This window comes from Pseudoalteromonas holothuriae (genome assembly GCF_945859825.1).
Taxonomy (GTDB): Bacteria; Pseudomonadota; Gammaproteobacteria; order Enterobacterales; family Alteromonadaceae; genus Pseudoalteromonas; species Pseudoalteromonas holothuriae.
Map to the genome: position 1 here is coordinate 24,311 of NZ_CAMAPC010000019.1, position 13,255 is coordinate 37,565.

Sequence of the window (13,255 nt, forward strand, 5' to 3'; positions counted from 1 at the left end):
TTAAAGGAGCGCCATTATGGTGATCATTTAATCATGCTTCAAGCGAGTATTTTTATAATTTTCAGATTAGTTTTTTTAATCAATAATTAGCTTCTTCAGCGCAAAAAAGACACCAGATTGTTCTAATATTTTGTACCTTTGGCAGGTATTCGGGTCGTTCAGGTTGGCGCATAAATACAGTGTGTTACGTTCTAGAGCTGGGCGAGGGTGCAAGTGAGAATCAAACAAAACAGGGTTAATACCCGGTAAACCATCCCAATATACACTTTGTGACACTAGGCCTAGCTTTTCATAGGTGATTAGCTTTGGTTTTGGGAAAATAAGTATTAACAGCGCAAAAATGGCAAGCGCTAGCCACTTTCCATTTGATTTTTTATCTGCTGTGGGTTGGTTATCTGCAGTCAGTGCTGCTTTTTCTACCGTAGGGTTACCTTTATCCGGTGTCTTTTTTATTCGTGCCTTATGCTTTCCTTGTACTTTGCCAAGTAATGCTTGTTTTTTCTGTTTTTTTAAATTGTTTGACATGCTTAGGTGTAGCCTTTTAGTTGCAGCACTCTATAATAGTTCTATTATTTAAATAATAGCGTATTTTTATGTCGCAGCCTATGGGAAAGGATTATGGATCAACAAATCTCAATACTAATCGTCGATGATGTTGGCACGGTGCGCAGTTTTTTACACCAAACCTTAATGCACCTAGGAATTGAACATGTAAAGGAAGCATCAACGATCCGTCAGTGTATCAGTGCATGTGAAGAACAGCATTTTGATATTGTGTTTTTAGATATTGAGCTGCCAGATGGGGATGGTAAAGAGATAATCGCTCAGTTAAATGAAATTAACCCTGATCTAAACGTTGTTATGGTTTCAGCACATTCGACGGTAGAAAACGTAAAAGATGCTATTGAGTTAGGAGCAAAAGGTTTTGTTGTTAAGCCCTTTTCTCCGAAAAAAATAGCGGCTATGTTGAAAAAATTCTATCCCGATTTAGAAATTAGCTAGTTAAAATTCAGATATAAAAAAACCGACTTTCGTCGGTTTTTTCAATCAAAAACAAATTATAGAGCTTTGATTTTAGCAGCTATACGGCTCTTATGGCGAGCAGCTTTGTTTTTGTGAATAAGACCTTTAGTTGCGTAACGGTCTAAAATTGGTGTTGCAACAGCAAATGCTTGAGTTGCAGCTTCTTTGTCACCAGCTTCAATTGCAGCGATTACTTTTTTGAAGTAAGTACGCATCATTGAACGACGGCTTGCGTTGTGCTGGCGGCGTTTTTCGCTAGTAATAGCGCGTTTTTTTGCAGACTTGATGTTAGCCAAGGTTTGCTCCTAACAATCTTAAAATAAGCTTAATTTAAAGGCCGAGGAATATGCCCGTTTTAATCGCAAAAGTCAATATAATTTGACAGCTGCGGCCTTTGTTTCTTCGTCATCGGTTGTCTGTTCACACTAAAACATCAACAATTTGTTTGCAGTATTCAGTGATCTCAGACATTTGAATCACATCAAAACCAAAGAAATTCCCCGGCTGTTGCGATTAATGGCGCGTATTGTAACAAACCTTGCATCGTTCACATAGCATTAGGGAAAGAATTTTTATTTTCTTTACTTAAATTACGCAAAATGAACTGCCGATTCGGGTTTATCCTATGGCATAATCGGCGAATTTACAGCACATTTAATTATTTTAGGGGAAAAGGGTGACTAAAGGGTTGTTCAAGTCGGGCATGATTGTGAGTGCGATGACCATGATATCACGTGTAATGGGGCTTGTACGTGATGCGGTGGTTGCAAATTTGCTCGGTGCGGGTCTTGCAGCAGATGTGTTTTTATTCGCAAATCGTATTCCAAACTTTTTACGCCGTTTATTTGCCGAAGGTGCATTTGCACAAGCGTTTGTGCCTGTGTTATCTGAAATAAAAGAAAAACATGGAGATGATGCGGTTCGTATATTTGTTGCTCAGGCAGCGGGTACGTTGGGAACAATTTTACTTTGTATTACGTTATTAGGTGTTGTTGGGTCACCTGTTATTGCTGCTTTATTTGGCGCTGGTTGGTTTATTGATTGGTGGCAAGGCGGTGAAAGTGCCGAAAAGTTTATCTTGGCAAGCGGGCTACTAAAATTTACATTTCCTTATTTATTTTTTATTAGTTTAGTGGCGCTCAGTGGCGCAGTATTAAATGTTTATAACCGTTTTGCGGTTGCTGCTTTTACGCCTGTTCTTTTAAATATATCTATTATTTGCTGTGCTTTATTGCTTCATGATGTTTTTACTGTGAGTGCGTATGCACTGGCAATTGGCGTTTTTGTAGGGGGAGTTGCGCAGCTTGCATTTCAAGTTCCTTTTTTGTACCGGTTAGGCATGCTTAAAAAGCCTAAATTTGCTTGGCATGCCAAAGAAGTGACTAAGGTACGCCGATTAATGCTGCCAGCCATGTTTGGTGTATCTATAAGTCAGATTAATCTGTTGTTAGATACTTTAATTGCTACATCTTTAGGTACTAGTGCAATAGCGTGGCTGTATTATTCAGACAGACTTATTGAGTTTCCGCTAGGCTTATTCGGAATTGGCATTGCTACGGTTATTTTACCCGCTTTATCAAAATTACATGCGGGAGATAAACTTGAAGATTTTCAAAATACACTAGATTGGGGAGTGCGTTTTGTACTTTTCCTCGGCTTTCCTGCCATGTTGGGGCTTGTAGTGATCAGCCCATTAATTATCTCCGTGTTATTTAATCACGGTGCATTTGCTGCGTCTGAAGTGAATCATGTTGAAGCTGTAAGTTATGGTGTTGCTGCATATGCAGTGGGGTTGGTAAGCTTTATGCTGATCAAAGTGTTGGCTCCAGGCTTTTATGCGCGTCAAGATACTAAAACGCCAGTTCGAATTGGTATTGTCACGCTTGTGCTAAATATGGTGTTCAACCTAATGTTAGCCCCTTTTATAGGTTATTTGGGGCTGGCGCTTGCCACTTCTTTGTCAGCGAGTTGCAACGCATATCTATTATATCGCCAACTAAACAAGGAGCGAGTATATCGCGTATCTAGTTTTACCTGGTTATTTGCGCTGAAGAGTATTTTTGCTGCCATTGTTATGTCTATCAGTGTTTACTTTGTGGTTTTACAATATGATTGGCAGTCTTGGGCGTTCATTCAGCAGGTTGGGTTACTCAGTGGTTTATTAGTTCAAGCTGCGATGGTGTATTTTGGCGCGATGCTGTTAATGGGGGTAAGATTGTCAACCATTAAAGAGCTAAAGGGCTACACATCTTGATGTTCGCATTTTTGAGGAACTTGGGTATAATCGCTCACTTTCCAACTATTGCACAAATAAGGCATTAACACTATGCAACTGATCAGGGGTATACATAATATTCGGGCGCATCATTTTGGTTGCGTGTTGACTATTGGTAACTTTGATGGGGTGCATTTAGGGCATGTTGAGGTGCTAAAAGGGCTAAAGCAAGACGCACAAAAATATGGTTTGCCAAGTACGGTTATGTTGTTTGAGCCTCAACCACAAGAATTTTTTACCAAAGCACACGCGCCGGCTAGGTTAACGCGCCTTAGAGATAAACTGTCACTGCTCGCTAAGTTAGGCATAGAGCGTGTGATTTGTGTGAGCTTTAATGCTAAATTTGCAAGTCAAGAAGCCGAAGCGTTTATTAAGCAAGTGCTGGTAGCTAAACTCGGTGTGAAAGCGCTGACTGTAGGTGATGACTTTCGCTTTGGCCGAGCAAGAGCGGGTGATTTTTCGATGCTAAAACGCTTGGGTGAAGTACACAATATGAATGTGAAAAGTACTGCTAGCTTTCGGCGAAACGATCATAGAGTTAGTAGTACTTTGATTAGAGAAGCGCTTGCTGAAGGCTGGCTGGATAAAGCACACCACATGTTGGGTCATACGTATACTATCTCTGGACGAGTGATACATGGTTGGAAAAAAGGCCGAGAGTTAGGCTTTCGCACAGCTAATATAGCCTTAAAAAGGCAGGTTAACCCAGTGCGTGGCGTATTTGCAGTCATAGCAACGGTCGCTGGGAAACGATATGAAGGAGTTGCCAATATAGGCAACAAGCCAACTTTAAATGGCACCAAGGCACTGTTAGAAGTGCATTTATTTAATTTTAATCAAGATGTCTACGGACATTTTATGCAAGTGGAGCTAATTGAAAAGCTTCGCAATGAACAAAAATTCGATACATTGGAACAATTAACAGCGCAAATCGCACTTGATGTTGCAGCTGCCAAACAATGTTTTAATTTTAAGTAGCCGATACGGAAACTAGGATAAATGAGCGACTACAAACATACTTTAAATCTACCGGAAACTGAGTTTCCAATGCGCGGAAACTTGGCGCAACGCGAGCCAAAAATGCTTAAAGCTTGGTACGAGCAAGATCTATATGGTCAAATTCGTAACGCGAAAAAAGGTAAGAAGCCATTTATTTTGCACGATGGCCCTCCATACGCAAATGGTGATATTCACCTTGGTCACTCTGTAAATAAAATCCTAAAAGACATTATTATTAAATCAAAGACTTTGTCTGATTTTGATGCACCTTATGTGCCGGGTTGGGACTGTCATGGCCTGCCTATCGAGTTACAAGTAGAGAAAAAAGTTGGCAAACCTGGACAGAAAGTTTCAGCAGCAGAGTTTCGTGAAAAGTGTCGAGCGTATGCAGCAAAGCAGGTTGAAGGGCAAAAAGCAGACTTTAAACGCCTTGGCGTGTTTGGTGATTGGGATAAACCTTACTTAACAATGAACTTTGATTTTGAAGCCAATGCTATTCGTGTATTGGGCCGCATTATTGATAAAGGTCATTTACATAAAGGTGCAAAGCCTGTGCACTGGTGTACTGATTGTGGTTCAGCCTTGGCTGAAGCCGAAGTTGAATATCAAGATAAACAATCACCAGCGATTGATGTGCGTTTTGATTTTGTTGACCAAATCGCGGTTGTTAATGCATTTGAGCTTGCACAAGGTCATGAAGGTACGGGTACAGTAAGCACTGTTATATGGACTACCACACCTTGGACGCTTCCTGCAAACCGAGCTGTGGCCGTAAATGAGCGACTTGAGTACGCGCTAGTCCAAGTAGAAGACGAAGGCAAAGAGCAGCGTATTATCCTGGGTTCTGAGTTAGTTAAAGATGCTATTGACCGTTTTGGCTTTAAGCACTTTCACGTACTTGGTTACGTAAAAGGTCACGCGCTTGAAAATTTACGTGTCGCGCACCCATTTTTAGAAATTGATGTGCCTGTGATTTTAGGTGAGCACGTAACTACAGATTCGGGTACGGGTATTGTTCACACAGCGCCTGGTCATGGTCCGGAGGATTTTTCGGCAGGTCTTGCATATGGTTTAGAGGTTGCTAATCCAGTTGGGGCTAACGGTGTATTTTTACCAGATACGCCTATTTTTGCGGGACAACACGTGTTTAAAGCGAATGCGAGTATTGTTGACCACTTAGTCGAAAATGGCACTTTGATGCATCATCATGCGCTTTTACATAGTTACCCACATTGTTGGCGACATAAAACGCCTATCATTTTCCGGGCTACACCGCAGTGGTTTGTGAGCATGGACCAAGCTAATTTACGCCAAGATTCATTAAGCGAAATTGCGAATACGCAATGGCTTCCTGAGTGGGGTGAAAATCGTATTGCGAATATGGTAGAAGGGCGCCCTGATTGGTGTATATCTCGTCAGCGCACTTGGGGTGTACCTATTGCATTATTTGTTGATAAAGACACCGGTGCCTTGCACCCTAACACTCAAGAGTTGATTGAACAAGCGGCTAAATTAGTTGAAGAAAAAGGCATTCAAGCTTGGTATGACTTAGACCCTGAAACGTTGCTTGGTGATGATGCTCAGCAGTTTGTTAAAGTACAAGATACATTAGACGTGTGGTTTGACTCCGGCGTAACTCATTCGTGCGTTGTTGATGCTCGTGAAGAGTTAACGGGGCCAGCTGATTTATACCTTGAAGGATCAGATCAACACCGTGGCTGGTTTATGTCATCAATGATGACGTCAGTGGCAATAAATGGCCATGCCCCTTATCGTCAAGTTTTAACACATGGCTTCACTGTTGACGAAAACGGCCGCAAGATGTCTAAATCATTAGGCAATGTGATCTCGCCGCAGAATATAATGAATAAGCTCGGCGCGGATATCTTACGTTTATGGGTTGCATCAACAGATTACACTGCTGAAATGACGGTATCGGATGAAATCTTTAAACGCTCAGCTGATCGTTACCGCCGTATTCGTAACACCAGTCGTTATTTATTAGCCAATTTAAGTGGTTTTAATCCAGCAACAGACTTAGTTGCAGTGCAAGAAATGGTTGAGTTAGATCGTTGGATTGTGGCACGCGCGGCAGAACTGCAAAAAGAAATTGTCAGCGCTTATGACAACTATCAAATGTTAGTTGTAACACAGAAGCTTATGAACTTCTGTACAGGCGAGCTTGGGTCATTCTACCTTGATGTGATTAAAGACCGCCAATATACGGCGAAAAGTGACAGTCATGCGAGACGTTCATGCCAGTCAGCGCTGTATCATATTGCTGAAGCGATGACGCGTTGGATGGCTCCTATCATGAGTTTTACGGCTCAAGAAATTTGGGAAGCACTACCAGGTGAGCGAGGCCAATTCGTCTTTACCGATGTTTGGTATGCAGGTCTTGAAAATGTAACAGAAGGCCAATTGAGCAATGATTATTGGCAAAATCTACTTGCAGTGCGTGATGAAGTAAACCGAGTGCTTGAAAGTGCACGTAAAGAAGAGCTAATAGGTGCAACCTTACAAGCTGAAGTAACACTTTATACGGGTGATGATCTAGCTGATTCGTTAAAGCGTATTGGCGATGAGCTTCGGTTTGTATTATTAACCTCAAAAGCTAAAGTTGAAGTGGTGAATACCAAACCTGAAGGTGCCATTGCAACTGAAATTGATGGTTTGTACATTGCACTAAGCGCGACTCAATCCGCTAAATGTGAGCGTTGTTGGCACTACTGTGACGATGTAGGCTCACATGATGGACATGAAGAGCTATGTGGTCGTTGTGTGAGCAACGTAGAAGGTGAAGGCGAACAGCGTCAATTTGCATAGGAGCAATACGTGACTAACACAACTCAAAAAAGTGGTTTAGTCTGGTTATGGCTGAGTCTACTGCTTTTTGCAGTAGACTACGTAACCAAAGCCGTGGTAGTTGCAAATATGGAACTCTATGAATCAATAGAGTTATTACCATTTTTTAATTTTACTTATATGCATAACTACGGCGCCGCTTTTAGTTTTTTAAGTGAAGCGGGCGGATGGCAGCGTTGGTTTTTAAGTGTTATCGCAATTGCTATCAGTGCACTTTTACTGTATTGGTTGAAAAAATTATCGGCGAGCAGCTGGGTACTATGCGGCGCATACTCGATGGTACTTGCTGGCGCCATCGGTAATCTTGTAGATAGATTAATACATGGTTATGTGATCGACTTTTTACATTTCTACTATAAAAATTGGCACTACCCTGCGTTTAACGTGGCTGATATGGCGATTGTTTGTGGCGCTGGGTTATTGATCTTTGATGCCTTTAAAGGTGATAAAGCGCAGGAGAGAAAAGCATGAGTGAGCAAGTGATTGGCCCAAAATCTGAAGTAGTGTTTCACTTTTCAATTAAGCTTGAAGATGGCTCTGCGGCTGATTCAACCAAAGTACATAACAAACCGGCCAAGTTGTTTATGGGGGATGGTAGCCTTACTGATAACTTTGAAAAGTGTTTGCTCGGTTTAAAAACTGGGCAAAGTAAGTCGTTTGACTTACGGCCAGAAGATGCATTCGGTCAACCAAACCCTGATAATATTTATTATTTAGATCGCAGCAAGTTTGGCGCTGATACTCCTGCTAAAGTGGGGAGTATCATTGCATTTACTCAACCTGATGGTACTGAATTACCTGGATTAGTACGTGAAGTTGCTGGTGATTCAGTAACCGTTGATTTTAACCACCCTCTGGCTGGGCAACCAGTTACCTTTGAAGTTGATATTCTTGAGGTAAAAAACTAATGGATATTTTGCTGGCAAACCCTCGTGGCTTTTGCGCTGGTGTTGACCGTGCTATTAGCATTGTTGAGCGTGCGTTAGATATTTTTGAAAAGCCAATTTATGTGCGTCATGAAGTTGTTCACAATAAATATGTTGTGGATGGTTTGCGCAAACGAGGGGCTGTGTTTGTTGAAGAGTTACATCAGGTACCAGATGAAAGCATCGTTATTTTTAGTGCGCATGGGGTATCTCAACAAGTACGGCAAGAAGCAAAGCGCCGTGAGCTAAAGGTATTTGATGCAACTTGCCCTTTGGTCACTAAAGTGCATATGGAAGTAACTCGTGCCAGTCGTAAAGGCACTGAATGTGTGCTCATTGGTCACCACGGTCACCCAGAGGTTGAGGGGACAATGGGGCAATACAATAACCCAAATGGTGGTATCTACTTAGTTGAAACACCAGATGATGTTGACAATTTACAAGTCAAAGATGCAGCGAATTTATTTTACTGTAGCCAAACCACTTTGTCGGTTGATGATACAGCAGATGTTATTGATGCATTGCGCAACAAGTTTCCACAAATTCACGGGCCTCGTAAAGATGACATTTGTTATGCAACGCAAAACCGTCAAGATGCAGTGCGAGATTTATCAGATAAAGTTGATATTTTATTGGTCGTTGGGGCAAAAAATAGCTCTAACTCCAATCGACTAAGGGAACTTGCTGATAAGATGGGAACCCAAGCTTACCTTATTGATGATGCTGACAGTGTGGACGTTAATTGGTTTACAAACGTTAGGCGTGTTGGCGTAACGGCTGGCGCATCTGCGCCAGAAGTGTTAGTGCAGCAAGTCGTCACAAGATTGAAAGAGCTAGGAGGCAACATGGTTGTTGAAAACCCAGGTGAAGAAGAAAACGTGGTCTTCGCTGTTCCTATTGAACTTAGATAGTCTTTAGCAAACAGCTTTATGGTTAAGTCGAACGATTTAACATCGCAGCTGCTACCTACCATTATTACCTCAAGAGGTGTGCTGGCTATGCTAGTCACCTCGCAGATACTTGCTTGTGTCTTGGCATTTTCACCAATGAGTTATGAAGATGTTTGGGTTCGCTTAGGCATGTTTAGTTTATTCATTCACTGTGTTAGTGCTGTCGGGTTTAGCTTACTATATTTTTTACAAGCTCAATTGAGTCGCTGTAATATGTTCAGCCAAGCAACCGTAATTATTATTATTTTTGAATGTATAACGGCAACACTTAGTATCGCAGTGCCATTTTTAACTCCCATTGAGGGCCTTGAGGTTGATGGGTCATTTGTGTTGAAGAATATGACGATTTGCCTATTTGTATCGTTATTGTTCATTCACTCCATGAGTATTTTTTTAGATAAACTACAAACAGTTGAAGCTTTATCACAAGTAGAGCTAGAAGCATTGAGCGCACGTATTAGGCCCCACTTTTTGTATAACAGCTTAAACACAATAGCAGAACTAACACACATAGATAAAAATCATGCAGAGCAAGCCGTTATAACGCTAGCACAATTATGCAAAGCAACGATGTGTACTCAGCAATTAAGTTCTTTAAATGACGAGCTGCAATTAGCACGTCAATATGTTGAGTTAGAACGATGGCGATTTAGTGAACGCTTGTCAGTCAATTGGAGTATGCCGAGCAGTATTCCAAATGTGCAAATTCCTGTCTTAAGCGTACAGCCTTTGCTGGAAAATGCCGTAATCTATGGGGTAGAAACTAACCCCGAATTGACACAAATAGACATTGAACTTACGCTTTATAAGCGACAGATAGAACTTAAGATCTGTAATAGTTACCACCACACTGATGTTCACTCACATCAAGGTCAGGGAATGGCGCAAAATAATATTCGTGCACGGTTAGCGTTGCACTTTGGTAATAAAGCAACTTTGCAAACGCAGCAAACTCAGGATAAATATACAGCGCTACTTATTATTCCTATAGGTGAAAAGTCATGAAGTACATGGTTGTTGATGATGAACCGTTGGCGCGCCAACGCATTAAAAGGTTGATTGCTCCTTTGCATGATTATGAGTGTATTGCAGAGACAGGAAAACCTCAGGAAGTTTTGATGTTGGCTGAGCAGTTCCAACCGCAGTTGATTTTACTCGATATTAGTATGCCGGGTATGGATGGGTTAGAACTGGCAAAGTACCTAGCAGAACTGACGTTTGCACCCAAGGTTATCTTTATTAGCGCGCATCCAGAATATGCGTTAGATGCCTTTAAGGTTTTTGCCAATGGGTACTTGGTGAAACCAGTGGAGCAAAATGAACTCCATATACTACTTCAGCGTTTGTTTCCCGCAAAAATTAAATATACCATTGGCAATCAAACTCGGTGGGTTGAAGTCGCTGATATACTGGTTGCAAGAGCACAAGATAAATATACTCAGCTATTTTTAAAATCTGGGCAGGCTGTAATAGATATAAGTCTTAAGCAACTGCTCAGTCTCTACTCACTGCATTTCGTACAAGTGCATCGCAAAACGTTAGTAAAAAGTAGTGCAATGCAAGCCTTGATTCACAATAGCAAAGGTTACTTTGTGACGATTGACGGTTACCCCGATGAAATAGCAGTAAGTCGTCGTGCGGCTCAAGCGCTTAAGTTAAAAAACTAGGGGCTTATATGGACTCCCTGCCAATGTCAAAAAGAAAGAGTTAAAATAAATTAGATGCTTGCTTATATACGGGCTCAAATTGAGGGCTACTTTTGGCCTGTGATGTATTCTCACCTTCATGACTTCTGTTGAGCAGCTTATGCAACTTCAGTCCCTAACAGTTTTTTGAAGGTCCCTCTTACTTATTTTAAGGCTCTTATTGACAAGCTTTAAGCCACAAGTAATCGTGCCTCATATTCTTTATGATGTTTTTGCACTGCAAAAGCGGTTCTTATTGTTTTATTCGCTAAAGCAATTACCGCGACTTTCTTGCCTCGGCGAGCGGTTAATGTTTTTAACCAACTCTCTTTTTCACTGCAGTTTTCTCTTTTTCTAGTTGGGAAAATACCCGAACGACTGCTGTAAAAATACACAGCAAAGATAAACAGCCCCTAACCATTTATCGGTTACTTTTACCATTCATAGTAAAACAGCTTGTATATTTTACATGGTTTCATAAGCTAGTTTTATGAAACTTTTTTCGCAATTTAATATGTCTGATGTTACTTTGAAAAACTCTGGGTTTACGCTGCTTGAAGTACTGATTGCATTTATGGTGCTCAGTTTTGGTTTGCTTGGTGCTGTGGCACTGCAAGCTAAAGCAAAACAGGCAAGTTTTGATGCAATGCAGCGTGCTGCGGCAATTGCATTGGCCAATGATATTGTGCAGCGCTTAAGAGTGAATGATACGTTAGCACTCAGCGCTAACTATAAAGTAGTGTTTAACAGCACGACAACCTTGAGTCCGGTTACTCGTTGCTTTAGTACACAATGTAATTCTGCAACGATTGCAGCGATGGATATAGAGCATTGGCGTCAAGCAATACGAGCCAGAGAAAATACGGGGTCACTTGATAATACCACCGTATGTATTAAGCCATCAGTTGTGGGTGGTACTCGCAATCGTGGATATAACGTTGAGGTTGTGGTGGCGTGGCAAGGTAAGCAAGCAATGAAAGCAAGTGAAAAAAATCAGTCTATTAGCTGTGGAATTAAAAATGATAACCGGCGATTAGTGGTGCTCAATAGTTACATTTTATTGAGGGCTTAGCACATGAAAAATCAAGGCTTTTCTATAGTTGAATTACTGATTGCTTTGTTTATTGGCGTGTTAATTTTAGGGGGCGTTAGTGCAACTTATATCAGTATGAAAGTGACTACACGCGATACGATGACGATTGGTGAAATGCAAGAAACTGGTCGGCTAACATTGGATATATTAAAACGAGATATTGAGCAGGTTGGCTTTTGGGGCACTTTTTATGAAGAAGGTTTTAGCGACGAGAATGTTACCTTAGTTGATGGTATTAAGACACCAAAAGGCGATTGCTTTGGTGGTATTAACAATGGCAGTTTTCCAAGTACTGATCCGACAAATTTTCGGTCAATCTTTTCAGCTCAAGCTTCGAGCAGTAACGCACTAAACTGTATTTTAAATGCAAAACAAAATACTGATGTAGTGCAGTTAAAATTTTTAGAAGGTAGCCCTCTTACCAGCAGTGGTGCTATGAATGATAATCGTTATTACTTTATTGCCGATCAAGAGCAGGCCATATTTACCTCAGGCGTTCAAAGAACAGCGTTGCCCACCGTTAACTCTACACTTTGGCCATATAGCCACCATGTATATTATATCAGTGAGCAATCTGTAACACTCAGGGGCCAACAGCTAACTATTCCAGTTTTATCCCGAAAACGCTTAACGGTAAAAGGAGGTATGTTTAGTGAAACGGTAATGGAAGGAGTTGAGGATATTCGCTTTGTCTTTGGCTTAGATACAAATGCCGATAACAGGGTTGATAGTTACCGCAGTACAATAGATATGGTTGCTTCAGACTGGGAGCGGCTAAACGGTATTTTAACAGTACAAATTTTTGTATTAGTAAGGGCATTGGAACCTGATGCTGACTTGAATCTTAAAAATCAAATTTACACGTTGGGCTCTGACCCTGATAAGCGAGTACATACTTTTAGCGATAACTTTCGTCGTACTGTATTTTCTACCACAGTAAGGCTTAATAACATGGGAACAATCATATGGCGTTTATAAAAAAACAACAAGGTATCGTATTGATCAGTGCCATGATTATGATTGTTGCGGTCAGTGCCATCGCCGTCGCTTTGATGAGTACTAGTAGTTTAGATTTGAAAATAACCAATGCGGCACAAGAGAGACAAGAAGCTGAAAGTATTCTTATGGGGGAGGTGCAACGGGCGATTGCGATGCAAACTGCATTAGAAGGAAATAGCTTATTTACGCGTAGCCGCCAGCAATTAGCACAAGGAAATAACACGTTCAACGGGCTCAATGGGGTAACAAATGCGGTAATTAGCTTAAACAAAGGCCCGATGGAAATTCAATGTCCTCGCTCTTATAGCTATACCTCAGGTGTAATTTGCAATATGACACAATTAGAAACTTCGATTACCTATGGTACTAAAACTCAGCATACGGTTACAGTAGTAACGGGTATAGGTCAAGAAATGTTGAGCATTAAGGAGGGGCGTTGA

Annotated in this window: 14 protein-coding genes; 12 read left to right on the forward strand and 2 right to left on the reverse strand. The window is 41.1% G+C overall.

The window, feature by feature from the left end; genetic code table 11:
- Nucleotides 1-75: 75 nt before the first annotated feature.
- Complete coding sequence (locus OCI93_RS17575) at nt 76-525, reverse strand: hypothetical protein (protein WP_261626943.1); 450 nt, start codon at nt 523-525, stop codon at nt 76-78.
- Between the two features lie 93 nt (nt 526-618).
- On the opposite strand from OCI93_RS17575, the gene OCI93_RS17580 reads away from it, so the two are divergent.
- Entirely contained in the window at nt 619-1,002 is a 384-nt protein-coding gene (locus OCI93_RS17580; RefSeq protein ID WP_261594246.1) for a response regulator, read from the forward strand.
- A gap of 56 nt (nt 1,003-1,058) precedes the next feature.
- On the opposite strand, the gene rpsT is transcribed toward OCI93_RS17580, so the two are convergent.
- A complete protein-coding gene (gene rpsT / locus OCI93_RS17585) occupies nt 1,059-1,319 on the reverse strand; it encodes a 30S ribosomal protein S20 (protein ID WP_261594247.1) in 261 nt (86 codons plus the stop codon).
- A gap of 380 nt (nt 1,320-1,699) precedes the next feature.
- Between rpsT and murJ the strand changes: the two genes are divergently transcribed.
- From murJ to OCI93_RS17640, 11 genes are all read left to right on the forward strand, one after another.
- Entirely contained in the window at nt 1,700-3,277 is a 1,578-nt protein-coding gene (murJ, locus tag OCI93_RS17590; protein ID WP_261594248.1) for a murein biosynthesis integral membrane protein MurJ, read from the forward strand.
- 72 nt (nt 3,278-3,349) lie between these two features.
- The gene (gene ribF / locus OCI93_RS17595; RefSeq protein WP_261626944.1) at nt 3,350-4,276 is read left to right on the forward strand and encodes a bifunctional riboflavin kinase/FAD synthetase; all 927 of its coding nucleotides are present in this window, start codon (nt 3,350-3,352) and stop codon (nt 4,274-4,276) included.
- Between the two features lie 21 nt (nt 4,277-4,297).
- Nucleotides 4,298-7,123 (forward strand): isoleucine--tRNA ligase, encoded by a 2,826-nt coding sequence (gene ileS / locus OCI93_RS17600; protein WP_261626945.1) that lies wholly within the window; start codon nt 4,298-4,300, stop codon nt 7,121-7,123.
- Between the two features lie 9 nt (nt 7,124-7,132).
- The gene (gene lspA / locus OCI93_RS17605; RefSeq protein WP_261594251.1) at nt 7,133-7,633 is read left to right on the forward strand and encodes a signal peptidase II; all 501 of its coding nucleotides are present in this window, start codon (nt 7,133-7,135) and stop codon (nt 7,631-7,633) included.
- The gene (gene fkpB, locus OCI93_RS17610) at nt 7,630-8,070 is read left to right on the forward strand and encodes an FKBP-type peptidyl-prolyl cis-trans isomerase (RefSeq protein ID WP_261594252.1); all 441 of its coding nucleotides are present in this window, start codon (nt 7,630-7,632) and stop codon (nt 8,068-8,070) included. Before lspA ends, fkpB begins: the two co-directional genes overlap by 4 nt.
- A complete protein-coding gene (ispH, locus tag OCI93_RS17615; RefSeq protein WP_261594253.1) occupies nt 8,070-8,999 on the forward strand; it encodes a 4-hydroxy-3-methylbut-2-enyl diphosphate reductase in 930 nt (309 codons plus the stop codon). The genes fkpB and ispH overlap by 1 nt, the downstream gene beginning before the upstream one ends.
- 18 nt (nt 9,000-9,017) lie before the next feature.
- Nucleotides 9,018-10,043: a sensor histidine kinase gene (locus tag OCI93_RS17620; RefSeq protein ID WP_261626946.1), complete on the forward strand. Its 1,026-nt coding sequence runs from the start codon at nt 9,018-9,020 to the stop codon at nt 10,041-10,043.
- Nucleotides 10,040-10,705, forward strand: a complete 666-nt coding sequence (locus OCI93_RS17625; RefSeq protein WP_261626947.1) for a LytR/AlgR family response regulator transcription factor — start codon at nt 10,040-10,042, stop codon at nt 10,703-10,705. The genes OCI93_RS17620 and OCI93_RS17625 overlap by 4 nt, the downstream gene beginning before the upstream one ends.
- A gap of 508 nt (nt 10,706-11,213) precedes the next feature.
- Complete coding sequence (pilV, locus tag OCI93_RS17630) at nt 11,214-11,795, forward strand: type IV pilus modification protein PilV (RefSeq protein ID WP_261594256.1); 582 nt, start codon at nt 11,214-11,216, stop codon at nt 11,793-11,795.
- Nucleotides 11,796-11,798: 3 nt separating this feature from the next.
- Complete coding sequence (locus OCI93_RS17635) at nt 11,799-12,794, forward strand: PilW family protein (protein ID WP_261594257.1); 996 nt, start codon at nt 11,799-11,801, stop codon at nt 12,792-12,794.
- Complete coding sequence (locus OCI93_RS17640) at nt 12,782-13,255, forward strand: pilus assembly protein PilX (protein WP_261594258.1); 474 nt, start codon at nt 12,782-12,784, stop codon at nt 13,253-13,255. The genes OCI93_RS17635 and OCI93_RS17640 overlap by 13 nt, the downstream gene beginning before the upstream one ends.

Coding starts and splice junctions, on each gene's coding strand:
- pilV (WP_261594256.1), top strand. CDS start 11,214: ATGAAACTTTTTTCGCAATTTAATATGTCTGATGTTACTTTGAAAAAC.
- OCI93_RS17620 (WP_261626946.1), top strand. CDS start 9,018: ATGGTTAAGTCGAACGATTTAACATCGCAGCTGCTACCTACCATTATT.
- OCI93_RS17575 (WP_261626943.1), bottom strand. CDS start 525: ATGTCAAACAATTTAAAAAAACAGAAAAAACAAGCATTACTTGGCAAA.
- OCI93_RS17580 (WP_261594246.1), top strand. CDS start 619: ATGGATCAACAAATCTCAATACTAATCGTCGATGATGTTGGCACGGTG.
- OCI93_RS17640 (WP_261594258.1), top strand. CDS start 12,782: ATGGCGTTTATAAAAAAACAACAAGGTATCGTATTGATCAGTGCCATG.
- fkpB (WP_261594252.1), top strand. CDS start 7,630: ATGAGTGAGCAAGTGATTGGCCCAAAATCTGAAGTAGTGTTTCACTTT.
- ileS (WP_261626945.1), top strand. CDS start 4,298: ATGAGCGACTACAAACATACTTTAAATCTACCGGAAACTGAGTTTCCA.
- OCI93_RS17625 (WP_261626947.1), top strand. CDS start 10,040: ATGAAGTACATGGTTGTTGATGATGAACCGTTGGCGCGCCAACGCATT.
- ribF (WP_261626944.1), top strand. CDS start 3,350: ATGCAACTGATCAGGGGTATACATAATATTCGGGCGCATCATTTTGGT.
- OCI93_RS17635 (WP_261594257.1), top strand. CDS start 11,799: ATGAAAAATCAAGGCTTTTCTATAGTTGAATTACTGATTGCTTTGTTT.
- ispH (WP_261594253.1), top strand. CDS start 8,070: ATGGATATTTTGCTGGCAAACCCTCGTGGCTTTTGCGCTGGTGTTGAC.